Origin of the sequence: Maribacter sp. TH_r10, assembly GCF_033101095.1 — a bacterium.
GTDB lineage: Bacteria > Bacteroidota > Bacteroidia > Flavobacteriales > Flavobacteriaceae > Maribacter_A > Maribacter_A luteus.
Genome location: NZ_JAWMPY010000001.1, coordinates 268,926 through 294,598 on the forward strand (window position 1 = coordinate 268,926; position 25,673 = coordinate 294,598).

The window sequence follows — 25,673 nt, forward strand, 5'->3', positions numbered from 1 at the left end:
GAAATATAGACCTCCCTGAAATTCATAACATTATGATTACATAAGTCATTAAGATTTGAAGTATGTTTGCGTGTTACTTTCAATTGTGGTGTATGGATAATATTTATCTTCTAATGCTCATCGCCCTGGCTTTTTTGGCCATAGCCGATTTAGTGGTAGGAGTCAGTAATGACGCAGTGAACTTCTTGAATTCGGCCATAGGTTCAAAGGCCATTTCATTTCGAACGATAATGATCGTAGCCAGTATAGGTATAGCTTTGGGAGCTATATTCTCAAGTGGTATGATGGAAGTCGCAAGAAAAGGTATTTTCAACCCAAGTGAATTCATGTTCAGTGAAATCATGTTCATTTTTATGGCCGTGATGATCACCGATATTCTTTTGTTGGATTTCTTCAATACCATGGGAATGCCTACCTCAACGACTGTTTCAATTGTATTTGAGCTATTGGGGGCAGCCGTTGCCATGTCAATGATAAAAATCTGGAATGCGGGGGGTGACTATTCCACGGTATTGGAATATATAAATACCTCAAAAGCCCTGGAAATAATTCTTGGTATTCTCCTCTCTGTTGTTGTGGCATTTACAATTGGAGCCATTGTCCAATGGATATCCCGTTTATTATTGTCCTACGATTTTGAGAAAAAGGCCAAATGGGTGGGTGCTTTATTTGGTGGCATTGCCCTTTCTGCCATCACATATTTCATTTTGATGAAAGGTATTAAAGGTACCTCTTATGCAAGCCAGTCCTTTGATTTGATTGGGGGATTGACGATAAGTGATTTTCTGGAGCAAAAGGTTTGGCTACTAATCGTTGTTAATTTCTTGATATGGTCCTTTCTTTCTTTTGTGCTTATGACACTCGCAAAGGTCAACATATACAAATTGATTATCGGTGTGGGTACTTTTGCCTTGGCTTTGGCCTTTGCCGGTAACGATTTGGTAAACTTTATCGGGGTGCCTATCGCAGCTTTCCAATCGTATGAAGCATGGGTAGCATCCGGTACTGCTGCCACTGATTTTAGCATGTCGATACTTGCTGAAAAAGTACCGACCCCGACCCTACTATTGTTCCTTTCCGGAATGATCATGGTCGCTACGCTCTGGTTCTCGAAAAAAGCGCGCCATGTGGCAGACACTGAAATTAACCTATCTAGGGAAGGTGAATCCAACGAACGTTTTCAACCCAATGTACTATCACGTGGGATCGTAAGATTGACAATGTTGATATCACAAGCTTCATTATTGGCTCCAAAATCAGTTAGGAAGATAGTCGATGCACGTTTTAAAAAACCCAAAATACACGTTTCTAAAGACAAAGTCCATGAAATAGCCGCTTTTGACATGGTTAGGGCCGCCGTAAACTTAATGGTTGCAGGAATCCTTATTTCCATAGCCACTTCATATAAGCTCCCTTTGTCAACGACCTATGTGACTTTTATGGTCGCAATGGGTACCTCATTGGCCGATAGGGCCTGGGGGGCAGAGAGTGCCGTTTACAGGGTTGCAGGTGTATTGAATGTGATTGGTGGTTGGTTCGGGACGGCAATCATCGCATTTATCGCCTCAGGTGCTATTTTAACCATATTAAGTTTTGGAAAAGGTACCGCACTAGCCCTTTTATTATTTGCCGCCATTCTTTTTCTGGTCAAAAGTTATATCTCCTATAAGAAAAAATCTCGAGCGATCGAAGCCGAAGACAGTCTACGAAAATCAGAGAGCAGTTCTATACAAGGGGTTATTGAAGAAAGTGTTCACAATATCGCCAATGTTATAAAAAGAGCCAATAAAATATATACCAACTCCATTAACGGTTTGGCCAGACAAGACCTGGATCAATTGAACAAGAACAAAAAGCAAGTTTCCAAATTATCAAAGGAAATAGATGATCTACGGGACAACCTTTTCTATTTTATCAAAAACTTGGATGAGACCAGTGTCCGGGCTAGTAACTTTTACATCACTATCTTGGGGAATTTGACCGATATAACGCAATCTCTTGAGTATATCGCTAAAATATGCCATAAGCATGTTAACAACAATCATAGCAAGCTTAAATACAACCAGATAAAAGAGTTGAAACAAATTGACCATGAATTGGAGACCTTGTTCGTTAATACAAAGGAAGCCCTTGACACAAGATCTTTCGAAAAAATCGGCATGATCATCAAGAACAAACAGAATCTCTTTGATATGGTAGCCGATAAAACCCAAAAACAAGTGGCTAGGACTAGGACCGACGAATCAAGTCCAAAAAATACCACATTATATTTTTCTTTGTTGTTAGAGACCAAAGATCTATTGAAAAGTACTATAAATTTGATGGAATCTTATTACAATGAACATGACAGTACTATAGAACCGGCAAGGATTGAGGAAAGTTCTTTTTGACCCCAAGTAAAATGCCTACCTTGAGAAGGAATTTTTAAAAATGGGTTATATACAGTTACTATTTTTTTTCGAATCCACTAAAATGGCCCTTTTAGGAATCCTAAAAAAATAGAACATATAGCCGAAACTAATTTTTATAGATGAAAAACATTTTCATTGTAATTTTCTTGATAACCGGCATATTACCGCATACCGCCCAAGAACTTACATCCGAACAATTGATAGACAAGACTATCGCTTACCACGATCCGAATCAACTTTGGGATGTATTTGAAGGAAAACTGTTCATAACTTTACAATATGCAGATGGCAAAGAACGCCATAGCATTATAGAAATAGATCTACCAAGGGAATATTTTAAAATAACGAACCTACAGGATGATAATGTAATTGAGTATATAGTTAATAAAGAAGATTGCACACTCTTGTTGAATGGAGAGACCACTTTCACCGAGGAAGATGCAAAGACTTATAGACTAACGTGTGAACAAGCCTTAAAAACAAAAAACTATTACTCCTACCTCTACGGCTTACCAATGAAGTTAAGGGATCCTGGAACCATTGTTTCACCGGAGGTTCAAACCAAGACATTTAAAGGAAAAGAGTATTTGGTCATTAAAGTCAATTACGAGGAAAATGTTGGTAAGGACACTTGGTATTTTTATTTTGACCCAACCACCTATGCCATGGAAGTTTATCAGTTTTACCACGATGAGTCCAAAAATGATGGGGAGTATATCCTACTCAACGAAATAGAAAATGTAGCCAGTATTAAAATGCCTAAAATAAGGACTTGGTATACCAATGCCGATGATAAACTATTAGGCACCGACATACTTACAAAAGCAGCCCCCCTTAAATAACCCCGCCTTTTGCCAATAGGGCCTATTTAAACCCAAATTGGACAATTCATAACTTGTTCCCATCTAAAGATTGTGGCCTCACCCCTTTTGGCCTTAAACATCACCATCCCTTTCTTATCCATTGTAAATGAATGACTTGAGTCATTGTGAACACTTGGTTCCTGATTTACTTTTAGAAAACTGATTGGTAAAGTCCAATTCATTAACTTAAAAAAATTGAATCATGAAAAAATTTGTCATTGGTTTATTCGTCCTAGGCCTAACCAGCCCATTACTTGCACAGGTTCCGAAGGTTGAACAATTATCAGAAGTTGTGGTAACCGCTGTGAATTACAAATACCTGAATGCAATTGACTCCGAGGAGGTCGCAGTTCCCGTTAAAATGTTAGAACGAAAAGCAGCTGCCTATAACGTAGAGGATTCTGACTTTTATCAAGATGATTTTGACATCTACTACATATCATTTTATATTCCTGAAGGTAGAATAGTTGCCGCATATAATACTGAAGGGGAAATTATTAGGACCATTGAACGTTTCCAGGATGTAAAACTACCCTCAACAGTGCGAGATGCAGTTGTTGAAAGATTTCCGAACTGGGCCATCGTAAATGATGTATATAGGGTAACCTACAACCAAAATAAGGGTGCAATGAAAACCTATAAGATAAAACTAAAAAATGGTGATAAGGTCATGAGGGTTAAAGTAGATGATTCTGGCGAATTTCTATAAAGGACCATCACCAAACAAAAAGCCCTGTTTCAATTGAAACAGGGCTTTTTAATCGCTTATCGATAAAAATTCATTTCATCAAGATATCGCCAAACCTCATAAGGTAGCATGGGTTTGATGTTCTTTCCCTTTTTGTGATTGTTCCTTATAAATGTCGAGGAGATTTCCATAATTGGGGCATCTACGTACTGTATCTTCGGGTTACCCTCAAATTGATGCTCTACCTTTCCTTCTGAAATCCTTGGGTAAACATATATGGAATGATTTTCTAAAATTACCTCATAATTTTTCCATTTTTGGAAACCTTTGAGATTGTCCTCGCCCATTATCAAGGCAAATTCATAATCATCATTGTTTTGCTCCTCTAAATGCACCAAGGTGTTGATGGTATAATTAGGTTGTGGCAGATCAAACTCTATCTTACTAGGTTTTAACTTCGGGTAGTCCTTTGTGGCCTCATATACCATTTGGTATCTATGATGGTTGTCCAATAAGGTTTTTTTTACTTTAAAGGGGCTCATTGGGGTAATTACGAACCAAATCTCATCCAAGTCGGAGAATTCAACCATGTGATTGGCTATCACCAAGTGGCCAATGTGTATAGGGTTGAACGTACCGAAATAAAGTCCTACCTTCTTCATTCTCCCTTCTTACTCCTCTTTGTAACACCAACGAAATCGGCTACCAATTGGTGTGCCTCTTCCAAAGCCGTATCTAAATCATAGTTCTTTATTATCTTGTCGAACTGTGGTGCGGTAGCCAATTCGACCGAAGCTTTTGCAATACGCATGTTTATTTTATTATCACTTTCGGTACTGCGTTTTTTCAAACGGATCTTAAGCTCGTCCACACTTGGTGGTTTTACGAAAACGGCCAAGGTCTCCTCAGGGTACTTCTTTTTTATTCGTAGGCCACCCACGACATCTATATCGAAGATAACATTCTTGCCTTCGGCCCAGAGACGTTCTACCTCTGTCTTTAACGTACCATAAAAGTTATCTCTATACACTTCTTCCCATTCCAGGAAATCATCGTTCTTAATGTGTTTCTTAAACTCCGAAACGGTCATAAAGTAATAATGCTCCCCATTTTTTTCCTTTCCCCTTCTTGGTCTGGATGTTGCCGATACGGAAAAAGCCAAGTTCAGTTCCGGTTGCTCTAACAGATGACGCACTATTGTGGTCTTTCCACTGCCCGATGGGGCAGAAAATATGATAAGTTTACCTCCTTCCATTATAAAACATTAAGCATTTGTTCCTTTATTTTCTCCAGTTCGTCTTTCATTTGCACCACTAATTGTTGCATTGGGGCATAATTGGCCTTTGAGCCTATGGTATTGATCTCCCTACCTATTTCCTGACTAATGAAACCTAACTTTTTACCGTTACTATCGGAGGATTTGAGGGTCTTTGAAAAATAATCCAAGTGATTGGCCAATCGAACTTTTTCCTCGGTAATATCATACTTTTCCAAATAGTAGATAAGTTCTTGTTCAAATCGGTTTTCATCTATCTCAACCTTTAAATCAGAAACGGCTTTTTCCAATCGCTCCCGGATTGTAGCTTGTCTTTCAGGATCCATTTCAACTACCTGGGACAGTAATTCTTCCAATACTTGGATCCGTTGTATGAAATCAGCTTCTAGGACAGCCCCTTCTTCTGACCTGAATATATTTATTTCTGAAAGTGCTTCCTTAAGGGCGAGCTGGATCACTTGATACTCTTCATCATCAATGTCCTCCCTTTCGGTTTTCATGGCATCTGGCAAGCGTAATGCCATTTCCAATAACTGCAGGTCATCCCCGTCGGCAATCGACCTTAACTGGGACATATACTGCTTTACCACTCCTTCATTTACTTGAGCCGAAGTTTCATTACCGGTAAATTCAACATATAATCCAAAATCTACCTTGCCACGTACCAAGGATTTTGCGATTACCTTTCGTAGTTCTAATTCTTTCGCCCTGTAAGCAGATGGCATCCTAGCATTTAAATCTAGACTTTTACTGTTGAGGGATTTTAATTCAACGGTAATCTTTTTTGAAGGGAGCTGTATGGTATGCTTCCCGAAACCCGTCATGGATTGAATCATGGAGTATTTTTTAGTTCCTGCAAAGGTAAACAATTGTAGGTTCTAAACTGCCCACAATATAGCTCTTCATAGCAATTTTACCGTCAAATGAATTCCTTACCTAAAGATAATGGCTACCCTTTTAAAATACAGATAGACAGGATTTTTGAACCCTACCTACCATTATATCCCGATTGGTAATCGAATTACATATTAGACACAAAGGGTTAATAGATGATTTGTTATGTATGATACTTGCCAACACATCTGTAATGCCATTTTTCGTTTTCATATTTAGCCAAATAAAAAGATTATGGCCGCTCCACATTTCGTTTGACCGTATATCAAAGAATAGCACTATATTTATTCTTTCTTTTTAAGATATATGCTATTGAAGATAAGGCTCATGAACATGGTAATTATAGAACGGTACCCCGAAGGTTTCAGCTATTGAATAAGATAACTGCTTTGGGTTAAGAATCAAAGTGGAACGGGTTCCGATAAAAAAGACATTTATATTTAAAGCATTGCAAAATGTTAGCGTACTAAACCAAATGCTTTTACGTTTTATTATAAATTCCGTTTTTACTTTAGAGTGAAAAAATTAAACTAGCAATACAAACATGGATAACGCATCAGCCCGTAATATGTGGGGGGATTATTTAGACAACCACCTAGAAGATGCCTTCGCCGAGGCACCTAAAACAGTTCACTTTTACGACAATGAAAAAGATGCCAACGAATGTGTACAATTGGTTAAAACCGGAATTAAACGTGCAACTTCCCATTCTCTATTAGGTCTTCAATACCGTAAGGAACCTTTGCCGAAAATCGGTGATTTCACCGTTGTGACCGATTGGGACGGTAAAGCACAATGTATTTTACGTACCACTTCTGTCAAATTAAAGCCCTATTTCAGTATTGATGAGGAGTACGCAAAACTCGAAGGGGAAGGTGACAAAAACCTAGCCTATTGGAAAAAGGTACACTGGGATTACTTCACCCGCGAATTAGCTCCATACAATAGAGTTCCCAGGGATAGCATGATCGTAGTTTGTGAAGTGTTTGAAAAGGTTTTTGAAAGGAAATAGAATCTTTCCTATAAATATTTGGCAGTTATACTTTCTTCTGCCTATTCCAGATCTACCCAAACATTACCACCTCTGTGTGAAGCTACAGTGGCTTCTATAAAATTCATACCCCGAACCCCGTCTAGCATTGTTGGGAATTCACCATCGTTGAACTTTTGCCCCCTTATCGCCTTTGCCACTCCTTTATAAATATTGGCCATGGAATCAAAAATACCTTCTGGATGACCCGCCGGTAATTTAGTGCCATCCAAAGAGAGCTCCGAATTATAGGCATGTCCCGGTTTATATACCTGAGTAGGTAATGAATCACTCAAGAGATATAAAAAATTAGGTTTTTCCTGCTCCCAACGAAAGGCCGCCTTATCACCATATATGGAAATGGTCAAACCATTTTCCTCTCCCGTTGCTATTTGACTGGCCCTTACTACCCCCTTTACATAATCTCCCAATCTAATCAAAATGGTACCATCAAGGTCCATGGTATTATCCTGATAAAGAAAATTGAAATCACTTAAAACCGATTTTACTTTGAGTCCTGTTGTATACTCCAACATATTAAAAGCATGAACCCCAATATCTCCCATACAAGAACTTATTCCCGCCTTTTCGGGGTCTAACCTCCAAACTGAAGAACGTTTATCCTTATCATGGATAACCGTATTTACCCAGCCTTGGTAGTAAACAACATCAACCTTGTGTATTTTACCCAATGCCCCTGACTTTATCATTTCGCGCATTTGTCGAACCATGGGGTAACCGGTATAGGTATGGGTCAAAGCAAATACGGTCCCCGCTTTTTTATGGGCCTTTTGTAAAGCCTTGGCCTCCTCCAAACTAGTGGTCAAGGGTTTTTCGCATATGACATGAAAGCCCTTTTCCAATAATTCCAAAGCCATCTGGTGATGTAAATAATTTGGGGTAAGTACTGCACAAACCTGAATACGTTCGCTTTCTGGCAGTTTCATCTCCTCTTCAACGAACATATCAAAATCTTCATAAATACGCTCCATTGGCATATTCAATGCTTGGGCAAACGCTTTGTTCTTCTCGAAATTCGAAGAAAAAACTGCCCCTACCAATTCGTAATTGTCATTGATTTGTGCCGCAACACGATGTAAGATACCGATAAGGGAATCACCACCACCCCCTAAAATTCCTAGTCTGATTTTTTTTGGCATGAACTGTATGATATTAAAACCACCTACTTTGAATTAATCCCGTAACGAATCTATTCCCTGAAAATAAACCTGTTTAATACTCCGAATAAAAGTACCCTATTTTTATGGTCAACAACAATATATTAAGTTCTAATTGAATGCTAAATCACCGTTTATAAAAAGCATAATCCATATTAATGGGTTCCAGACCGTTCGCGCGGAAATCCATCGCAATTTGGGCCCTATGATGTGTAGAATGGTTTATAATCTGGAAAAGCATTTCCTGAACGGTGTTGGTGAACAAACGTTCCTCGGTATTCTCATAATCTATTCGTGTTTCAAAATCGTTGGTATGGGTAACAATGTCGAAAGAACTTCTTTGATTTTCATAATGAACATCTGCCCAATCCGAAATAGGTTGCACTTGCCAAACCTTATAATTTGATGGTTTGGACAGGATTCTTGAATTCCAAAGATGATGGGTATTCAGAATATGGCTAAAAAGCTCCAAGCTCTTATCGGGCATTCCATTTAGTTTTTTACATTCATCAATCAATTTTTTATTGCAATAAAAATTATAATCAAATAAATGATTAAAAAATACCTTCATAGGATTATTCGTTAGTTTAACTTTTTGCTTTTATTCTAGGGTAGAATCTAAATTTATAAAATTATTTAACACTATTTTACTTAATTGATAATTTTATAATAGTCTTTTTATGAATTTGACTCGTATATACATCAACGTTTTTCATACAAATGGATAAATACACGATCATATTACTTGTTTATATTGCGGCTTATGTTCTTTCAATTGCTTTGAAGCCTTACTACTTTAAAAAGCATTAAATACGTATTAGCCAAAAAAATCCCCTTGTTCATTACGGTTGTAATGGGTAGTATTGGTTTGTGTTTAAATTCAATATTTATTTAAAAAATAAAAAACCCTGACGGTTAATGTCAGGGTTTTTCTTTTCAATAAACACTATCACACATACCGAGATAATATCGGCATTCCTTTAAGAACCGCACATTAGACAGTCATCGTCTGCCTGGCCTTCCTTGGCCCGTGCGATCAATTCTTTCATTTCCTCAGCAGTCATGGGCTGAACATCGGTGTTATCTTTCTGTGGAGCGATCGGAGTTGGTGTAACCTCTATGGCCTTTGCAACTTCGGCCACTGGCGTAACTGAAATGGTCGCCTCAGCTTCAACAGGCTCCTCTTTTTTACTATTATCCAATGTAAACTTAATGGCATCTACGGCTGATTTGGTCCTAAGATAATACATACCAGTTTTTAAACCACTTTTCCAAGCGTAAAAATGCATCGATGTCAATTTGGAATAATTGGCATTCTCCATAAAAAGATTAAGCGATTGGCTTTGATCTATGAAGTACCCCCTTTGGCGACTCATATCTATGATATCTTTCATACTAAGCTCCCATACCGTTTTATACAAATCCCGGATTTCTTGCGGAATGGTCTCAATATGCTGAATAGAACCATTGGCCCTCATAAGCTCTTGCTTCATATTCTCGTTCCACATTCCTAGATTTACCAGATCTTCCAACAAATGCTTGTTTACGACTATAAACTCACCCGAAAGAACCCTTCTCGTATATATATTCGACGTATAGGGCTCAAAACACTCATTGTTACCTAAAATCTGTGATGTGGATGCCGTTGGCATCGGTGCCACCAATAATGAATTGCGAACTCCGTGTTTTTCAACATCTTTACGAAGTTTCCCCCAATCCCAACGTCCTGAAAGTTCCTCATCCTTAATACCCCAAAGATTGTGTTGAAATTCTCCCTGTGATATCGGAGAACCCTCATAAGTGGAATATGCCCCTTCAACTTTGGCAGCTTCCATAGAAGCCGTAACCGCGGCAAAATATAGAGTTTCAAAAATCTCTTGGTTCAATTTCTTTGCTTCATCACTAGTAAATGGCATGCGTAAAAGAATAAAGGCATCTGCCAAACCTTGAACCCCCAAACCAACAGGTCTATGTCTCATGTTCGAGTTTTCGGCCTCTTTTACAGGATAGTAATTTCTATCTATAACCTTGTTCAAATTCTTGGTTACCCTTTTTGTTACCCTGAATAATTCCTTATGATCGAGTTCCCCATTCTTAACGAACATCGGCAATGCTATAGATGCCAAGTTGCATACGGCAACCTCATCAGGTGAGGTATACTCCATTATTTCAGTACACAGGTTCGAAGAACGTATGGTACCTAGGTTCTTCTGGTTACTCTTGCGGTTCGCGGCATCTTTATACAACATATATGGGGTGCCGGTCTCAATTTGCGATTCCAAGATTTTTTCCCAAAGCTCCCTGGCTTTTACGGTCTTACGCCCTTTACCCTCATTTTCATATTTCAAGTAAAGTTTTTCAAACTCCTCGCTATGGTTGGTATAAAGTCCTGGGCACTCATTAGGACACATCAATGTCCATTTTTCATTAGCCTCTACCCGCTTCATGAACAGGTCGGAAATCCACATGGCATAGAATAGGTCTCTCGCACGCATTTCTTCCTTACCATGGTTCTTTTTCAATTCAAGGAATTCAAAAATATCGGCATGCCAAGGTTCCATATATATTGCGAAGCTACCTTTACGTTTTCCGCCTCCTTGGTCTACATACCTTGCCGTATCATTGAATACCTGGAGCATGGGTACAATTCCGTTAGAAGTACCATTTGTTCCCGCAATATAAGACCCTGTTGCCCGTACATTATGAATGGACAAACCAATACCACCAGCAGATTGCGATATTTTAGCCGTTTGTTTCAATGTATCGTAAATGCCTTCGATACTATCGTCTTTCATGGCCAAAAGAAAACAGGACGACATTTGGGGTTTAGGCGTCCCGGAATTGAAAAGTGTCGGGGTAGCATGTGTAAAATACTTTTTCGACATCAACTCGTAGGTTTCCTTAACCGCATCCAAATCGTTTAAATGAATCCCTACCGAAACACGCATCAACATATGCTGGGGACGTTCAGCGATTTGCCCGTTCAGTTTTAACAGGTAAGAGCGTTCCAAGGTTTTAAAACCAAAATAATCATAACTGAAATCCCTATTGTAAATTATGGTCGAGTCCAAAGCCTCAGCATTTTCCGATATGACCTTGAACACTTCGTCTGAAAGTAATGGTGCTTTCTTTCCCGTTCGGGGGTTTACATAGGTATAAAGATCTTTCATCGTTTCAGAGAAAGACTTTTTCGTGTTCTTATGAAGGTTTGATACGGAAATACGTGCAGCCAACTTTGCATAATCAGGATGCATGGTGGTCATGGTAGCGGCTATCTCCGCAGCCAAATTGTCCAACTCCGATGTAGTAACCCCATCATACAGTCCTTCGATAACGCGCATGGCCACTTTAAGCGGATCTACCAAATCGTTAAGACCATAGCACAATTTTCTTACTCTGGCCGTGATCTTATCGAACATCACCACTTCTTTTCTTCCGTCTCTTTTTATTACATACATTGGGTTAACGTGTTTATAGTTAATTATTGATTAGTGTTTAAATTAAAGTACTTGGGATAATCCCTAAGAATTGCATAGTTGGGCCCTATACTTCACCATGTTAAACCCAATATGTTTAGCGCTCTTTTTACAATTACCTAAAAATCAGCATCGAAACTGATTTTTTGTGAGTCTTCATCCTTATCCTTGTTCAAAACACCCGCTTTTTGGTATTCTGAAACCCTTTTCTCAAAAAAATTGGTTTTACCTTGTAGTGATATCATATCCATGAAATCGAAAGGGTTGGTAGAGTTATAGACCTTATCGCACTCTAGCTCTACCAGCAAGCGATCCGTAACGAACTCCAAGTATTGTGTCATTAATTTAGCGTTCATACCTATTAAACTAACCGGTAAAGATTCGGTAATGAACTCCCGTTCAATGTTCAAGGCATCAACAATTATTTCCTTGATACGTGCTTTTGGAACCTTGTTCATGATATGGTTCTTATGCAAATGCACGGCATAATCACAATGCATGCCTTCATCCCTTGAAATAAGTTCGTTGGAAAATGTTAAACCTGGCATAAGGCCTCTTTTCTTTAGCCAATAAATGGAACAGAAAGAGCCTGAGAAGAAAATGCCTTCAACCGCGGCAAAAGCAATTAACCTTTCGGCAAAACTTGGTGAATCTATCCACTTTAATGCCCAATCGGCTTTCTTTTTAATTGCAGGGAAATTTTCAATGGCCTTGAATAAGATATCTTTTTCTTTCTCGTCTTTTACATATGTATCTATCAACAAAGAATAAGTTTCAGAATGTATGTTTTCCATCATTATTTGAAAACCATAGAAAAATTTAGCTTCGGAATATTGTACCTCATTCACGAAATTCTCGGCTAAATTCTCATTAACTATACCATCAGAGGCTGCAAAAAATGCAAGGATATGTTTTATGAAATATTTTTCGTCATCATTGAGTTTCCCGTTCCAATCAGCTAAATCTTGATGTAGGTCGATTTCCTCAGCGGTCCAAATACAAGCTTCCTGTTTTTTATACCAATCCCATAAATCAGGGTGTTGAATGGGAAAAATAACAAAACGATCTTTATTCTCCTGTAAAATTGGCTCTAAGGCTTCTGACATAATACTTTCTATTTTTTAAATGTTAATGGATCAGGATGACAATTATCCTACCGCCGGGAATGACAAAGATGTAAAATAGGAATCTATTTTTTAGGGCTGATTCTTGATAATAGGGACAAAGTTTTTAACAGAAAATGTTGAAATGTGTGTCTACTCGTTATATTCATTGCCTTTTTTAAAACCGAACATTTTGATAAAAATATGGAGAAATACAATAAACCAGAAAGTATAAAAATTAATACTATTCGGTTTAATATCAATTAGATATGACAACAATTTAAAGTATAAAACCGTAGCAAGCCAATCACATCCCAAAAGATGTTGGCAGAAATAAAACAAAGGGAATATACAAGGTTAGGGCAACCTGGGAATGAATTGTATAAAAAAATAAATAACGCCAAATTGTACGGCCCTCTGATAAATCAAAATCAATTTGACTACAAATTGTGCTGATCCAGGTAGTTCCCCCGAAACCTATAATCGAGCAACCATAAAATCAAACAATATGATCAATGGTCAATATGTAGCTGTCATCAGTTAGGTTGTTGTTAAAGCAGTTGTGTCTTTTTTCAACTTACCCTTTGAGCCGTACATTTTTGATTGGCAGTTATTCTTATTTGTATGAACTTATTACTTTAATTAATCCTATATCAAACATCGGAAAATTAGAACTTTTAAAAATACACAATTATTATTAAACCCCTATTTTCCAATAAATTATATCAATTACCTTTTATGTTTACAGCATGAAAATCACCATTAACGAATAATTCCCTACTGTTATTGTCTTTGAACACTACGTTCATATAGCCTTTTATATTATTGTCATCAATTTGTGTAATAACCAACTTTCCTTTTTTAGCGAACAAAGGTTCTTCTCCCAAAACCTTAATATCGGCATAACCAAAAACACCGTCATAATTGTTCAAAAGCCCATTAAAATGGGAGGGCAATTGGTACTCCCCTGTTCTTAATCCTATAGGATCGTCTTTTTCTTTAATCAGAAATTCCATTTGCTGATCCCCTTTCATGAATTTCAAAGAAACCGATGTAAATGGTGCTCCTTGGATCGTTGACCCCTTATTCGATTCAAATATTACTTTGCCTTTCAATAATTCTTCGAACACCTTATCGGCATCCATTCCAATACCCGTTTGTTCTTTGAACTGAAAACGCATGGTTTCCGAATCCGTATTGGAAATAAAGAAGAACGGTATTAATAACCAAAATCCTACTTTAAAAAATTTGAGCATATAGTGATTCATCTATTGGGGCATTTGTCATTTCATATTCAATTGTACAATTGAGACCTATTTAATCTAATCTTTTTTCAACTGTATAGTTCTCACCAATAAGCAAATCTGAACTAGGTACATCTACCTTGTTTTTTTCAACAATTACTGCAACGATAAGCGCAGAAACCAATAAAGCGAACATTATAATACATTTTTTCATGAGTCTGTTTTAATTCCTTTTTTAGGATTGTTAGTCATACTTACATGGGGAAACAAAAACAATATTCATGCCCTAAATTATCAGATGCCAACTGACTGCAATTAACATTATGTATAAATGGCCACAAAACATGTATAATTTGCAAGGAAAAAATCCCATAATTGCCTTTTTATGCCTGTTTGTAGGAATTTACACCGGTATTTGATATGTAACACCTTTATATAAAATAACCGTCAACCACACTCAAAATACCTCCATTGATACAAATTCACTTGTTAAGTACGAACTTAATTTTAAATTTGATTACCTTACAATAAGACTTTTTTACTATGCTTGAAGCCATAATTGTCGATGACGAGATAAAAGCACTCCAGAGTCTTTCTTGGGAGCTTACCAATTTTAGTGATGAAATAAAGGTCAGTGCCTCGTTCACTGATCCTTTCGAGGCCTTGGAATATCTGAACAAAACCACTCCTGACTGTTTGTTTCTTGATATTGAAATGCCAACTATGGATGGCTTTCAGTTTATTCAAAAACTTACCAACAAGAATTTTCCGGTGGTCATAACCACGGCTTACAACCAATATGCCATAAAAGCATTGAAAAATGAAGCGATTGATTATCTGCTGAAACCCATTGATACAGATGATTTGAAGGATACGATCGTAAAGATCAAAAAATTCAATGCCAAAAACTTTACCTCTGAACGACTTGAAAAGATACTTCTCAACTTCAACGACAATGCCCTTCACAAAAAGATAACCTTCAATACCGATGGTAAATTATTGTTTTTGGAAAGTGACGAAATACTTTACGCCGAATCCGATGGTAATTACAGTACAATATACCTTACTGACGGACAAAAAATACTCTTAACCAAGAAACTAAAGGAGGTGAATGAACTTTTGCCATCCGATTCATTTTTCAGGATTCACAATTCCTATATCATCAATCTTCATAAAATAAAAGAATTCTTGAAGACAGACGGTTATGTGATCCTTAATTCTAACCATAAAATTCCGGTCTCCAGACAAAAGAAGTCAGATTTTCTGGATATGATATAAATTTTAATGTTCTTCCACAATCTTTTAAATACGAATTATAGACCTCATTTTATGGGTAGATGGCAAAGTATTTTTCTCTTTATCTTTCTGTTTTCCCTACTTGGGCATTCCCAAAAAATACCCGATGCCTATAAAAAAACCGTGGATAGTCTCATTAATGGCGCCCCAAGAACGTATGCCGAAATCGATGCTGTTCTAAGGCCTTCACGAAAAGACACTACTTTAATGCGCTTTTTGGCGCAAGAAGCGAACAACAAAAATTATTATAGTGGACAGGCATATGCCTTAAACCAATTAGGCCGAAGATATAGGGATATATCACAGTTTACCCAAGCCATAAACCTGCACCAGGCAGCATTGGATGCCTCAAAAGCCGGGAATAATCTTGAATTCGAGGTATATAGCCTAAATATGTTAAGTGTGATCCATCGTAGAAGGGATGCCATAAAGTCGGCGTTGGATTATAGCCAAGAGGCCCTTTCCTTGGCAGAAACGGTGAAAAAGCCTTCTGAAGGACTCAAAAGAAGTATTAACGTATCCTTAAATGGAATAGGCAATATCTACCAAACCTTGGAACAATATGATCTGGCCATTGACCAATTTCAAAAATCACTAATACTTGAAAATGAACTGGGCAATAAACTAGGCCTTGCCATAAACCATCAGAACATTGGAGAATGCCAAGAAATGCAAGGCAAATTAGATGAGGCCCTTAAAAGTTATAGAACTTCCTTGGCCTATAACGAAGAGATAGATAGTGACAAAGGAAAGGTAATCTGTAAAAACAGTATTGCCCATGTGTATATTATCCAGGATAAATTAGATCAAGCCATAGAAATCCTGGAACCCACTTTATTGGCATCACAAGAAATTGGCGACAAGTACCTTACTTCCGGTATCCATCTAAATCTAGGTTGGGCTTATCTACTAAAAGAAAATCTAAAAAAAGCCAAACTCAATTTAGAAACCGGTCTAAACATAGCCGAAAAACATAATCTGCCCTCGAACATATCACTAGCGAATTCATATCTGTCGGTTCTAGCAGAAAAACAAGGAAATTACAAAAAGGCCATAAACCATTATAAACTGGCCAAAGAATTTGACGAAAAAACCGTCAATGAGCGAAATTTACGATATGTAGGCGATTTGATAAGCCGCTACAATATTGAAAAGAAAAACAATGAAATAGAGATTATCAATAAAGACTATGAAATCGTAAAATTAAAACTACGAAAGAACCAGACCCGATTACTGATCGGAGGTTTTGCACTCATCCTTTTATCCGGGATATTTTACATCCTTTATCGTCAATACCAACTTAAGAACGATAAAAAACTATTGACACTTGAGCAATCGATGCTACGTAGTCAAATGAATCCACATTTTTTGTTCAATTCATTGAATTCCATTAAGTTATATATCATTAACAACGACAAAAAAAATGCAGTACATTACCTGAATAAATTCTCGAAATTAGTACGAAAGATCCTTGAGGCCTCATCCTTGAAAGAGATTCCCTTGGCCGAGGAATTGGAGACCGTTGAGCTCTATATGAATATTGAAAATATCCGTTTTTCAAATGAAATCAATTTCAAGATCAGCATTGATGAGGATATTGATATACATACCATAAAAATTCCGTCCTTAATACTCCAACCTTTTCTTGAAAACGCACTTTGGCACGGTCTTTCTTCAAAGGAAGGTGAAAAAAACATCGACCTTCATGTAAGCAAGGGCAACAATAACTTTATAGATATTAGCATTACTGACAATGGTGTAGGTAGGGATGCCGCAGAAGTAATCAAACAAAGTAAGGTTCTAAAGCGTAAATCGGTCGGCATCGAAATAACCAAAGAACGATTGGCGAATTTTGCGAGGGATTATCAAAACACCTTCGATGTTACCATTATAGATCTTTATGATGATGACAAAAACGCCATAGGAACCAAAGTCGTATTACACTTACCTACGATTTAGAATGTTCGGCAGCAACCTCCTCTAATTCGGCATACCAATCTTCCCCGAATTTTCGTATCAATGCCTCTTTTACGAATTTATAGACAGGAACCTTAAGCGAAGCCCCAAGTTCACAGGCAGCATCACAAATTTCCCATTTATGGTAATTAACAGCAGTAAACTCGGTATATTCCCTTAAACGAATCGGGTACAAATGGCACGAAACCGGTTTTTTCCATGAAATAACACCTTGATTATAGGCTTCTTCTATACCACATTTGGCAATTTGGTCATCGGTATAAATAACATAGGCACATTCACTATTGTTAACCAAAGTAGTCTCCCATTCACCATCTTCACCCTTTACAAATGCCCCTTGCTCCTCGATGGCCGCAATACCTTCAGGGCGTAAAAAAGGCTTTACGTCCTTATAAATATCAACAAGAATCTCGGTTTCATGATCTTCTACAGGTGCACCTGCTGTCCCGTCTATACAACACGCCCCTTTGCAGGCATTAAGATTACAAACAAAGTCATTCTCAATAATCTCCTCCGAGACTATGGTCTTACCCAATTGGAACATACGCTACATTTTGCGGTCAAAGATAGTACATTGTGCCTAGATTGAATTCTATAAAAAATCATTAATGAGATCTAAAAACAAATGACTTAACGTAGATTTGTCAACTTTTAAAAACAGTTTTAATGGAATTGAATTTAGACTTTAAGGAAATCGCTACTTCTAGCATGGTACTTTTTGCGGTAATCGATATTATCGGAAGTATACCCATTATTATAGGTTTACGAAAGAAAGTTGGGCATATACAGTCAGAAAAAGCCTCTTTAGTGGCCGCACTGATAATGATCGCATTTCTTTTTGTGGGCAAAGAGATTCTCACCTTGATTGGTATTGATGTGTATTCCTTTGCCGTTGCCGGTTCATTGATAATTTTTTTCCTGGCCATTGAAATGATCTTGGGCATAACCCTATATAAAGATGATGAACCTGAAAGTGCATCGATAGTACCCATTGCCTTCCCCTTGATTGCCGGGGCAGGAACAATGACTTCCTTGTTATCCTTACGAGCTGAATATCATGTGGAAAATATCATTGTTGCCATACTCGTAAACATTATCTTTGTATATATAGTCTTGAAGGCGTCAAAACGAATCGAAAAGATCCTAGGTGCAAATGGCATCAATATTATCCGTAAGGTTTTTGGTGTAATATTATTGGCCATTGCCGTGAAGCTTTTCACTGCAAATATTAACGCATTGTTTTAAAAATGAATAAAATATTAACGATTATCTTAATTTTTTTGGCTATTGCCTTGGTGGGTTATAATGTGACATTGATAGATTTCAACAATCCACTTGAAGGTAACAGTGTGATCGCACTTATTGGAATTCTAGCGGCACTTTGTGCCATAGTCATTTTATTGATTTTCTTGACTTCGAAGAAAATACAGAAGAAAATAGACGAGGATTAATTGTTTTCTTCTATGCTATCGGCATCGGCCTGTTTCACCATTGGGGCATCTAATTCCATTACCGTTTTTAGCATAGCATCTGCGGTACTTTTTATTTTTGCATGGCTGTTGGGGCCGAACAATTGATCTGCCAAAGCCGCTTTTATATACAACTTAATTTGATCTTCATAATCATAGAATTCCATCTTAAGACCTCTATTCACTGAATAATCAACAAACCTTTCAAAAAGGATATCATCTACATGATATTCATTTATGAATTCCTCTTTGGAAATATCTGAAAACCTGCTTCGATCCTCATCCAAATATTCGAAAACGAAGAAGGAGAGAAATCCAAGGTTATCCATACTTTCCACAGCCTCTTCCTCATTAGAACCTATGGGCACGAAAACATCGGGGATTATTCCGCCACCACCATAAACAACCCTACCTTTTGGTGTAGTGTATTTTAGGGAATCGGCTACTTTAATACTGTCTACGGACACTAACTCCCCATTGTGATACCTATCTGTAAACCGCTTATAATAATCCTTATTCCCATTTTTATAGGTTCGTTGAATACTACGACCAGTAGGCGTATAATACCTGGAAACCGTTAACCGTACTGCAGAACCATCACCTAGGTCCATTTCCCTTTGTACCAAGCCTTTGCCGAAAGAGCGTCGCCCAACTATGGTACCAATATCATTGTCCTGCAGGGCACCGGCTACAATCTCACTTGCCGAGGCCGATCGTTCGTTTATAAGCACATAAATGGGTTTGTCCTCAAAACTACCTTTATCGGTAGCATATATTTTATCGATCTTACCTTTCTTGTTTTTAGTAAAAAGAATCAATTTACCATCTTCTAAAAATTCATCGGCCATCTGTTCGGCAATACCCAAATAACCTCCTGGATTATCCCTTAAGTCCAAAGTAAGTCTTTCTGCTCCCTGCTTTCTTAAGGCACTTAGGGCATCCTTGAATTCGCGGAAAGTAGATTCGGCAAAACGGTTCACTTTTATGTAGCCCATCTTCGGGGTCATCATAAAATAAGACTCTACACTTTTAATGGGCACAACATCCCTTCTTACGTTTACTTTAAAGGTCTTATCCTCACTCTTACGAAAAACGGTTAGCTCAACGTAAGAACCTTTTTCACCCTTTAATTTTTCCACTATGTTTTCACTGGCCAAGTTCTTGCCGTACAATGTATCATTGTCTGCCATTAAAATGCGATCACCGGGCAAGATTCCTTTAAGAAAGCTTGGCCCCTTATCAATGGTCCTAATTACCGCTATGGTGTCTTTATAAGGATAGAAATTAATGCCGATACCAACAAAATCGCCTTTCATATTCTCCGAAACCTCCTCCATTTGACGTTTAGGGATATACACCGAATGAGGATCTAATTTTTCAAGAATATTGTTTACCGTAACATCTACAATACTATCCGTATCAATATCATCTACATACTCATAATCAATATAGTCGATCAACCTATTGAGTTTGTCTTTTTTAGAATTGGTGGTGAATAATTTTTCTGGTGAATCATTGAAATGGAGCTTTCCTCCAACAAAAACACCGACAGCTAAAGCCGCTGCGATGATCGTAGGTAATATGTAACTGTATTTTCCTTTCAAACTCAATATAAATCTTTTAAATTACAGGTTCCTCAATAATAGGCATATGTACTAATTCAACACCCGCCTTTTCCAAAAACTCCAATCCGGAAACGTCTTTATAAGCGACTTTATATACCACACGTTTTATGCCAGATTGATGTATCAACTTACTGCATTCCCGACATGGGGAAAGAGTAATATAAAGCGTAGCACCTTCACAAGATTGTGTCGAAGATGCCACTTTTGAAATGGCATTGGCCTCTGCATGAAGTACATACCATTTGGTATATCCTTCTTCGTCTTCACAAAAATTCTCGAATCCTGTTGGTGTACCATTATACCCATCGGAGATGATCATACGGTCCTTGACCACTATGGCCCCGACCTGTTTACGCTTGCAATAAGAAAGTTTGCCCCATTCCGCAGCCATTCTTAAATAGGCCCTATCGTATTTTTCTTGTTTGGATTTTTTCATAAAGGCTCGGTCAACTCATTTGTTGCTGAAAGACTAATATACCTGCTTTATAAAAGCCTGACAAAACTATGGGGTAAAATTAACATTAACTACCAAGGGAACGTTTCAATTAGCATGGGTATTGTAATCAAAATGACCAATATTGATGCCCCTTTGACAAAATATCCTTGTTTTAACTTAAAAACAGACTGGATTATGAAGGCTAAGGCCAGTACGCTCAAAACAATAAGCACTTGTGACAGCTCTATCCCCGCAGCAAAACCCAATAACGGGGACAATTTTTCCTCTTCTCCCGACATGAGCATTTTAAAATAATTACTGAATCCGAAACCGTGGATAAGCCCAAAAAACGCAGTAGCCAAAATATGTAACAAAATACTTTTTTCCTTGGCCTTGGATTTTAAGTATACCAAATTGAATATTGCCGTTAACAATATGGTTACCGGAATAAGAAACTCGATCAAACCGATATCCATAACCACGACTTCATAAACGGATAAACCCAAAGAAAAACAATGGGCAATGGTAAATACGGTCGCCAGGATCAAGACTTTCTTCCAACTTTTGAACGTAAACGGTAGGCTCAATGCGGTCAAGAACAGAATGTGGTCATAGGCCGAAAAGTCGAGAACATGATTAAGGCCCAGTTCAATATAAAACCAAAAATTCTCCATGTTTAAAGCTATTAAATAATACCTCTTTCCTGTTGTAGTTGCTCATAGGCCTTCTGAACCTCTTTGAATTTCTCTTCAGCCCCTTTTTTTATGGCTTCATTTTCCGTATTCACCCTATCCGGATGGTATTTTTTCGCCATAGTCCTATATGCCTTTTTAATTTCATCGTTAGTGGCCGTTTTATCTATTTCCAAAATTTTATATGCATCATCACCCGATTTTACGAACATCGCCATAATACTTTCAAAATCGCGCATCGAAACCCTCAAATAACCTGATATTTCACGTATTTTATTTACTTCGGGGGTTCTTATTGAGCCATCTGCCTGGGCAATACCGAACAAAAAATGCAATAGCTGCAATCTCACTTCATAACGGGTCCTTTGGTTTAAAAAAGTGCAAATACGTTGTGCCGATATTTCATGTTTTTTATTGATATCGTTGAATGTCCTGAAAATGGCATTCGCCTTATCCTTACCATAAGTCGCAACAAAATACTGACGCACATAATCAAGCTCCCTTTGGTTAACCGAACCATCGGCCTTAATAACAATGGAACAAAGTGAAAGTAGGTTCAATTCAAAATCAGCAGGAGAAACTTTTTGACGGGTCATATCCTTAAAAACGGTGTTGGACCTTCCACTACCGCTAAGGCTATCGATAAAACTGCCAAATAAAAAACCTAAAATTGCTCCAGAAAAACCTCGAATGGCAAAACCGACTACGGCCGCTAACCATTTAATCATAGTACATAATAATTTTTGCAAAGATATAATAATACCGACCAATACAACTTGTAACGAAAAGTTAAGTAATCGGGTGTACTACGACAAATTGGTTATATTTGACCACTTTATAAATCGATAAAAAACAGATTATGTATCCAGCAGAATTGGTAAAACCTATGAGAGACGACTTGGCTAATGCCGGGTTTGAAGAATTGTTTACGGCAGATGCAGTAGAAAACGCCATTAAGAAAGAAGGTACAACGTTGGTTGTTGTAAATTCTGTTTGTGGGTGTGCCGCGGCAAATGCTAGGCCTGCTGCCAAAATAAGTTTAATGAACGCCAAGAAACCCGACCATTGCGTTACGGTATTTGCAGGTGTTGATACTGAAGCAGTGAATGCGGCAAGAAATCTTATGATTCCTTTTCCACCTTCATCGCCAAGTATAGCTTTGTTCAAAAATGGGGAATTGGTTCATATGGTCGAGCGCCATCATATTGAAGGCCGACCTGCAGAACTTATTGCAGAGAATTTAACCGAAGCCTACAACGAATTTTGCTAAGCCTCCTTCCCTTTAATTAGGATCAAAATAGCATAAACGCAAGAATAAATTGCAAAAAGACCTCTCAAGTTTTGAAAACATGGGAGGTCTCGTTTATTTTTGTCTTATGCAAAAGATCTTGGCATATCCGCTTACCGTTGTTTATTTCCTGTTTTTTGGATTGGCACTTGCCATATTCCATCCCATTCAATGGTTGTGTTTTAACCTCTTTGGTTACAATGCCCACAAAGCCAGTGTGAGCATCCTTAACCTATGTCTTTTACGTTGCACACATTTCTTAGGCACTACCTATAAATTCAATAATCCATACAAATTGCCAACAGATCGGCCCTTGATCATCGTTTCTAACCATCAGAGTATGAACGATATTCCCCCGATTATATGGTTTATGCGAAAATATCACCCCAAATTCGTTAGTAAGATCGAATTAGGGAAAGGTATCCCCAGTGTTTCTTACAACCTTAGACATGGAGGTTCCGTTTTAATAGATAGGAAAGACAGCAAACAGGCCTTGGTACAGATTGCTAAATTGGGTAAATACATCGAGAAGCATAATCGAAGTGCCGTAATATTCCCTGAAGGAACAAGGAGTAGGAACGGTCATCCAAAGAGTTTTCAGCCTACCGGACTTAAAATATTGATGAAAAATGCGCCATCGGCTTTGATCGTTCCCATAAGCATCAACAATTCGTGGAAAATGCTCAGATATGGCAAATTCCCATATGGTATAGGCAACCATATCACTTTTGATATCCAAAAACCGATTGAGAACAAAGGCGAATTCAATACATTGTTCGAACAAGTTGAAGAAAGTATAAAATCAGGTATACATTCCCCACAATGAAAGATTCTGAAATTATTTCAAAAACCATCGCTTTTGTAAAAGAAACCCTTAAAGAAGCAGAAGGAGGCCACGATTGGTTTCATATTGAGAGGGTATATTTAAACGCCCAGCGAATAGCCCAGGACCAAGAAGTTGATTTGCTTGTTGTTTCCCTTGGGGCCCTGCTTCATGATATTGCAGATGCAAAATTTCATGATGGGGATGAATCCATAGGTCCGAAAATTGCACAAGATTTTTTAAAATCGATTGGTGTTGCTGAAAAAACCATTTGTCATGTGGTGAACATCATCAACAACATATCCTTTAAGAACAGTTTAGAAAAAAAAGTCGAGGCCCAGTTCCTCTCAACGGAATTAATGATTATCCAAGACGCTGATCGTCTTGATGCCTTAGGAGCCATAGGTATTGCCCGAGCCTTTAATTATGGCGGATTCAAAAACCGGGAATTGTACAATCCCGATATTGCCCCCAATTTGAATATGACCAAGGAAGAGTACAAAAAATCAAATGCCCCAACCATTAATCATTTTTACGAAAAGCTACTCTTACTAAAGGATAAAATGAATACCCCTATGGGCACTAAAATGGCTGAAGAGAGACATGGTTTTATGCTCAACTACCTAGAACAGTTTTATAATGAATGGAAAGGAACTTTATAACCTTTTAGGCTTTTCTGAACCATTAAAACAACTTTAATTGACCGTTTTTGTATTGTATATGCAATCCTTTATTTAATTTAGGCAATTCCTTTTCTTTAAAATAGGTATTCCGTGCCAATCGTAAAAGGCTATGTATATGCTCAGCTATTTTACCTTCGCCCTTACTACGCACTCCAAAACGACTATCATTTAAGGTGCCACCATGACAAGATTTAATCTGGGCCAAAACTTTATCGGCTTTATTGGGTAAGGCCTTCTTGATCCAATCAGAGAAAATATGGCCTATGGCCCCGTTCAAACGAACTATAGTATACCCAAAAGATAATGCACCATTTTCTGAAAAAGCCTTCGCCAAATCCATTATTTCATGACTGTTTATTCCTGGGATTATAGGTGCTAACATCGCATTTACCGGTATACCGTTTTCTGATAAAATACGAATGGTTTCCAATCGTTTCTTGATTGTAGCGGTGCGTGGCTCCAAAATACTGCGCGTTTCTTCCGAAAGTGAGGTAATGGATACATTTACCATTACCAAACTGTTATTCGACAATTCCCTTAAAATATCCAAATCGCGCAAGATCAACGCATTTTTGGTTATGATTCCCACGGGATGTCTGTATTTCAGAAACACCTTAAGGCATTCTCTTGTCAATTCAAACTTTCTCTCCGCAGGTTGGTAGCAGTCCGTGTTCCCGGAGAGAACAATAGTCTCGGCTTTCCAAACCTTACTTTTCAATTTTTGCTCCAGCAACCAAGGAGCATCTTTTTTAACTAAAATTCGTTGTTCAAAATCCAATCCGGCCCCATAACCCCAAAATTCATGGGAATTTCGCGCATAACAGTAAATACAACCATGTTCACAGCCTTGATACGGATTTAATGAGTAACCCATACCTACATCCGGACTTGTAACCTTATTCACAATGGTTTTGGGAAAAATGGGGATATAGCTGGTTTTTCTTTGATGCGCATCTTCTCCCTCAATACGACAGAACTCCAAGAATTCATCTCGGGATTCATGTACATATTGCAAAAATTTGTTGGGTACATATGCCTGTGCGCCTCTTCCTTTGCGATAGTTTAAATCTTTCAAATTAGGATTTATTCCAAATTTATGGATTATTTCCTATTTTAGATTAATATGAACGTTAAATATTTTATACTGAAACAATTCATTACAACCATTATTTCGTGAAAATGGCAACCAAAAAGGATTCACGAAAAAGAAACTAAATGTAT

Annotated in this window: 25 protein-coding genes; 11 read left to right on the forward strand and 14 right to left on the reverse strand. The window is 37.8% G+C overall.

All coding sequences use genetic code 11. The features are described from left to right. Positions 1-92: 92 nt before the first annotated feature. The 3 genes from R3X28_RS01095 (at position 93) to R3X28_RS01105 (ending at position 3,983) form a co-directional block, all read left to right on the forward strand. The gene (locus R3X28_RS01095; protein WP_154365737.1) at positions 93-2,390 is read left to right on the forward strand and encodes an inorganic phosphate transporter; all 2,298 of its coding nucleotides are present in this window, start codon (positions 93-95) and stop codon (positions 2,388-2,390) included. Between the two features lie 140 nt (positions 2,391-2,530). Further along, positions 2,531-3,253 (forward strand): DUF6503 family protein, encoded by a 723-nt coding sequence (locus tag R3X28_RS01100; protein WP_317661781.1) that lies wholly within the window; start codon positions 2,531-2,533, stop codon positions 3,251-3,253. A gap of 223 nt (positions 3,254-3,476) precedes the next feature. Continuing rightward, positions 3,477-3,983, forward strand: coding sequence for a nicotinate-nucleotide adenylyltransferase (locus tag R3X28_RS01105; RefSeq protein ID WP_154365750.1), 507 nt, complete (start codon positions 3,477-3,479; stop codon positions 3,981-3,983). Positions 3,984-4,039: 56 nt separating this feature from the next. Here the strand turns inward: R3X28_RS01105 and nadD are convergent, their stop codons facing one another. Genes nadD through R3X28_RS01120 form a run of 3 tightly spaced genes read right to left on the reverse strand, consistent with a single transcriptional unit; the run spans position 4,040 to position 6,074 of the window. After that, positions 4,040-4,624 (reverse strand): nicotinate (nicotinamide) nucleotide adenylyltransferase, encoded by a 585-nt coding sequence (gene nadD / locus R3X28_RS01110; RefSeq protein ID WP_317661785.1) that lies wholly within the window; start codon positions 4,622-4,624, stop codon positions 4,040-4,042. Beyond that, positions 4,621-5,217: a guanylate kinase gene (gene gmk / locus R3X28_RS01115; protein ID WP_154365755.1), complete on the reverse strand. Its 597-nt coding sequence runs from the start codon at positions 5,215-5,217 to the stop codon at positions 4,621-4,623. Before gmk ends, nadD begins: the two co-directional genes overlap by 4 nt. Continuing rightward, positions 5,217-6,074, reverse strand: coding sequence for a YicC/YloC family endoribonuclease (locus R3X28_RS01120; RefSeq protein WP_317661788.1), 858 nt, complete (start codon positions 6,072-6,074; stop codon positions 5,217-5,219). The genes gmk and R3X28_RS01120 overlap by 1 nt, the downstream gene beginning before the upstream one ends. Before the next feature lie 602 nt (positions 6,075-6,676). Here R3X28_RS01120 and R3X28_RS01125 point away from each other — a divergent pair. After that, positions 6,677-7,144 (forward strand): ASCH domain-containing protein, encoded by a 468-nt coding sequence (locus tag R3X28_RS01125; RefSeq protein ID WP_154365759.1) that lies wholly within the window; start codon positions 6,677-6,679, stop codon positions 7,142-7,144. Between the two features lie 41 nt (positions 7,145-7,185). Here R3X28_RS01125 and R3X28_RS01130 read toward each other — a convergent pair whose 3' ends face one another. From R3X28_RS01130 to R3X28_RS01150, 5 genes are all read right to left on the reverse strand, one after another. Next, positions 7,186-8,322 carry a Gfo/Idh/MocA family oxidoreductase gene (locus R3X28_RS01130; protein WP_317661791.1) on the reverse strand — a complete coding sequence of 379 codons (1,137 nt, stop codon included), beginning with the start codon at positions 8,320-8,322 and terminating at the stop codon, positions 7,186-7,188. A gap of 145 nt (positions 8,323-8,467) precedes the next feature. Further along, entirely contained in the window at positions 8,468-8,827 is a 360-nt protein-coding gene (locus tag R3X28_RS01135) for a DinB family protein (RefSeq protein ID WP_246200149.1), read from the reverse strand. Positions 8,828-9,320: 493 nt separating this feature from the next. Continuing rightward, positions 9,321-11,798 carry a ribonucleoside-diphosphate reductase subunit alpha gene (locus R3X28_RS01140; protein WP_317661794.1) on the reverse strand — a complete coding sequence of 826 codons (2,478 nt, stop codon included), beginning with the start codon at positions 11,796-11,798 and terminating at the stop codon, positions 9,321-9,323. A 137-nt stretch (positions 11,799-11,935) separates the two neighbouring features. Continuing rightward, positions 11,936-12,922: a ribonucleotide-diphosphate reductase subunit beta gene (locus tag R3X28_RS01145; RefSeq protein WP_154365772.1), complete on the reverse strand. Its 987-nt coding sequence runs from the start codon at positions 12,920-12,922 to the stop codon at positions 11,936-11,938. Positions 12,923-13,644: 722 nt separating this feature from the next. Beyond that, entirely contained in the window at positions 13,645-14,175 is a 531-nt protein-coding gene (locus tag R3X28_RS01150) for a hypothetical protein (protein WP_282055602.1), read from the reverse strand. Positions 14,176-14,706: 531 nt separating this feature from the next. Between R3X28_RS01150 and R3X28_RS01155 the strand changes: the two genes are divergently transcribed. Continuing rightward, positions 14,707-15,441, forward strand: a complete 735-nt coding sequence (locus tag R3X28_RS01155; RefSeq protein WP_154365778.1) for a LytR/AlgR family response regulator transcription factor — start codon at positions 14,707-14,709, stop codon at positions 15,439-15,441. 51 nt (positions 15,442-15,492) lie between these two features. After that, on the forward strand, positions 15,493-17,418 hold the full coding sequence (locus tag R3X28_RS01160) for a tetratricopeptide repeat protein (RefSeq protein WP_317661800.1): 1,926 nt from the start codon (positions 15,493-15,495) through the stop codon (positions 17,416-17,418). Here the strand turns inward: R3X28_RS01160 and R3X28_RS01165 are convergent. Continuing rightward, the gene (locus R3X28_RS01165; RefSeq protein WP_282055606.1) at positions 17,408-17,980 is read right to left on the reverse strand and encodes a DUF3109 family protein; all 573 of its coding nucleotides are present in this window, start codon (positions 17,978-17,980) and stop codon (positions 17,408-17,410) included. The two genes, R3X28_RS01160 and R3X28_RS01165, sit on opposite strands and share 11 nt — an antisense overlap. A 122-nt stretch (positions 17,981-18,102) precedes the next feature. Here R3X28_RS01165 and R3X28_RS01170 point away from each other — a divergent pair, with 122 nt between their 5' ends. After that, a complete protein-coding gene (locus R3X28_RS01170) occupies positions 18,103-18,681 on the forward strand; it encodes a MarC family protein (protein ID WP_154365785.1) in 579 nt (192 codons plus the stop codon). A gap of 2 nt (positions 18,682-18,683) precedes the next feature. After that, entirely contained in the window at positions 18,684-18,887 is a 204-nt protein-coding gene (locus tag R3X28_RS01175) for a hypothetical protein (RefSeq protein ID WP_154365788.1), read from the forward strand. On the opposite strand, the gene R3X28_RS01180 is transcribed toward R3X28_RS01175, so the two are convergent. The 4 genes from R3X28_RS01180 to R3X28_RS01195 all read right to left on the reverse strand — a co-directional run bounded on the left by R3X28_RS01180 (position 18,884) and on the right by R3X28_RS01195 (position 22,386). Beyond that, positions 18,884-20,509, reverse strand: coding sequence for a S41 family peptidase (locus R3X28_RS01180; RefSeq protein ID WP_154366192.1), 1,626 nt, complete (start codon positions 20,507-20,509; stop codon positions 18,884-18,886). The genes R3X28_RS01175 and R3X28_RS01180 overlap by 4 nt on opposite strands. A gap of 16 nt (positions 20,510-20,525) precedes the next feature. After that, positions 20,526-20,966 carry a deoxycytidylate deaminase gene (locus tag R3X28_RS01185; RefSeq protein WP_154365789.1) on the reverse strand — a complete coding sequence of 147 codons (441 nt, stop codon included), beginning with the start codon at positions 20,964-20,966 and terminating at the stop codon, positions 20,526-20,528. 89 nt (positions 20,967-21,055) lie between these two features. Beyond that, the gene (locus R3X28_RS01190; protein ID WP_154365791.1) at positions 21,056-21,640 is read right to left on the reverse strand and encodes a HupE/UreJ family protein; all 585 of its coding nucleotides are present in this window, start codon (positions 21,638-21,640) and stop codon (positions 21,056-21,058) included. A gap of 11 nt (positions 21,641-21,651) precedes the next feature. After that, positions 21,652-22,386 (reverse strand): TerB family tellurite resistance protein, encoded by a 735-nt coding sequence (locus tag R3X28_RS01195; RefSeq protein ID WP_317661805.1) that lies wholly within the window; start codon positions 22,384-22,386, stop codon positions 21,652-21,654. 131 nt (positions 22,387-22,517) lie between these two features. Between R3X28_RS01195 and R3X28_RS01200 the strand changes: the two genes are divergently transcribed. The 3 genes from R3X28_RS01200 (at position 22,518) to R3X28_RS01210 (ending at position 24,431) form a co-directional block, all read left to right on the forward strand. Beyond that, on the forward strand, positions 22,518-22,928 hold the full coding sequence (locus R3X28_RS01200) for a BrxA/BrxB family bacilliredoxin (protein ID WP_282055611.1): 411 nt from the start codon (positions 22,518-22,520) through the stop codon (positions 22,926-22,928). 106 nt (positions 22,929-23,034) lie between these two features. Next, on the forward strand, positions 23,035-23,772 hold the full coding sequence (locus tag R3X28_RS01205; protein ID WP_154365798.1) for a lysophospholipid acyltransferase family protein: 738 nt from the start codon (positions 23,035-23,037) through the stop codon (positions 23,770-23,772). Then, positions 23,769-24,431, forward strand: coding sequence for an HD domain-containing protein (locus R3X28_RS01210; protein WP_317661809.1), 663 nt, complete (start codon positions 23,769-23,771; stop codon positions 24,429-24,431). Before R3X28_RS01205 ends, R3X28_RS01210 begins: the two co-directional genes overlap by 4 nt. A gap of 22 nt (positions 24,432-24,453) precedes the next feature. On the opposite strand, the gene R3X28_RS01215 is transcribed toward R3X28_RS01210, so the two are convergent. Beyond that, complete coding sequence (locus R3X28_RS01215) at positions 24,454-25,527, reverse strand: PA0069 family radical SAM protein (RefSeq protein ID WP_317661811.1); 1,074 nt, start codon at positions 25,525-25,527, stop codon at positions 24,454-24,456. Between the last annotated feature and the right edge of the window lie 146 nt (positions 25,528-25,673).

Excerpts from the sequence above, each read along its gene's own strand:
- R3X28_RS01095 (WP_154365737.1), top strand. The coding sequence starts at position 93 with ATGGATAATATTTATCTTCTAATGCTCATCGCCCTGGCTTTTTTGGCC.
- R3X28_RS01100 (WP_317661781.1), top strand. The coding sequence starts at position 2,531 with ATGAAAAACATTTTCATTGTAATTTTCTTGATAACCGGCATATTACCG.
- R3X28_RS01105 (WP_154365750.1), top strand. The coding sequence starts at position 3,477 with ATGAAAAAATTTGTCATTGGTTTATTCGTCCTAGGCCTAACCAGCCCA.
- nadD (WP_317661785.1), bottom strand. The coding sequence starts at position 4,624 with ATGAAGAAGGTAGGACTTTATTTCGGTACGTTCAACCCTATACACATT.
- gmk (WP_154365755.1), bottom strand. The coding sequence starts at position 5,217 with ATGGAAGGAGGTAAACTTATCATATTTTCTGCCCCATCGGGCAGTGGA.
- R3X28_RS01120 (WP_317661788.1), bottom strand. The coding sequence starts at position 6,074 with ATGATTCAATCCATGACGGGTTTCGGGAAGCATACCATACAGCTCCCT.
- R3X28_RS01125 (WP_154365759.1), top strand. The coding sequence starts at position 6,677 with ATGGATAACGCATCAGCCCGTAATATGTGGGGGGATTATTTAGACAAC.
- R3X28_RS01130 (WP_317661791.1), bottom strand. The coding sequence starts at position 8,322 with ATGCCAAAAAAAATCAGACTAGGAATTTTAGGGGGTGGTGGTGATTCC.
- R3X28_RS01135 (WP_246200149.1), bottom strand. The coding sequence starts at position 8,827 with ATGCCCGATAAGAGCTTGGAGCTTTTTAGCCATATTCTGAATACCCAT.
- R3X28_RS01140 (WP_317661794.1), bottom strand. The coding sequence starts at position 11,798 with ATGTATGTAATAAAAAGAGACGGAAGAAAAGAAGTGGTGATGTTCGAT.
- R3X28_RS01145 (WP_154365772.1), bottom strand. The coding sequence starts at position 12,922 with ATGTCAGAAGCCTTAGAGCCAATTTTACAGGAGAATAAAGATCGTTTT.
- R3X28_RS01150 (WP_282055602.1), bottom strand. The coding sequence starts at position 14,175 with ATGCTCAAATTTTTTAAAGTAGGATTTTGGTTATTAATACCGTTCTTC.
- R3X28_RS01155 (WP_154365778.1), top strand. The coding sequence starts at position 14,707 with ATGCTTGAAGCCATAATTGTCGATGACGAGATAAAAGCACTCCAGAGT.
- R3X28_RS01160 (WP_317661800.1), top strand. The coding sequence starts at position 15,493 with ATGGGTAGATGGCAAAGTATTTTTCTCTTTATCTTTCTGTTTTCCCTA.
- R3X28_RS01165 (WP_282055606.1), bottom strand. The coding sequence starts at position 17,980 with ATGTTCCAATTGGGTAAGACCATAGTCTCGGAGGAGATTATTGAGAAT.
- R3X28_RS01170 (WP_154365785.1), top strand. The coding sequence starts at position 18,103 with ATGGAATTGAATTTAGACTTTAAGGAAATCGCTACTTCTAGCATGGTA.
- R3X28_RS01175 (WP_154365788.1), top strand. The coding sequence starts at position 18,684 with ATGAATAAAATATTAACGATTATCTTAATTTTTTTGGCTATTGCCTTG.
- R3X28_RS01185 (WP_154365789.1), bottom strand. The coding sequence starts at position 20,966 with ATGAAAAAATCCAAACAAGAAAAATACGATAGGGCCTATTTAAGAATG.
- R3X28_RS01190 (WP_154365791.1), bottom strand. The coding sequence starts at position 21,640 with ATGGAGAATTTTTGGTTTTATATTGAACTGGGCCTTAATCATGTTCTC.
- R3X28_RS01195 (WP_317661805.1), bottom strand. The coding sequence starts at position 22,386 with ATGATTAAATGGTTAGCGGCCGTAGTCGGTTTTGCCATTCGAGGTTTT.
- R3X28_RS01200 (WP_282055611.1), top strand. The coding sequence starts at position 22,518 with ATGTATCCAGCAGAATTGGTAAAACCTATGAGAGACGACTTGGCTAAT.
- R3X28_RS01205 (WP_154365798.1), top strand. The coding sequence starts at position 23,035 with ATGCAAAAGATCTTGGCATATCCGCTTACCGTTGTTTATTTCCTGTTT.
- R3X28_RS01210 (WP_317661809.1), top strand. The coding sequence starts at position 23,769 with ATGAAAGATTCTGAAATTATTTCAAAAACCATCGCTTTTGTAAAAGAA.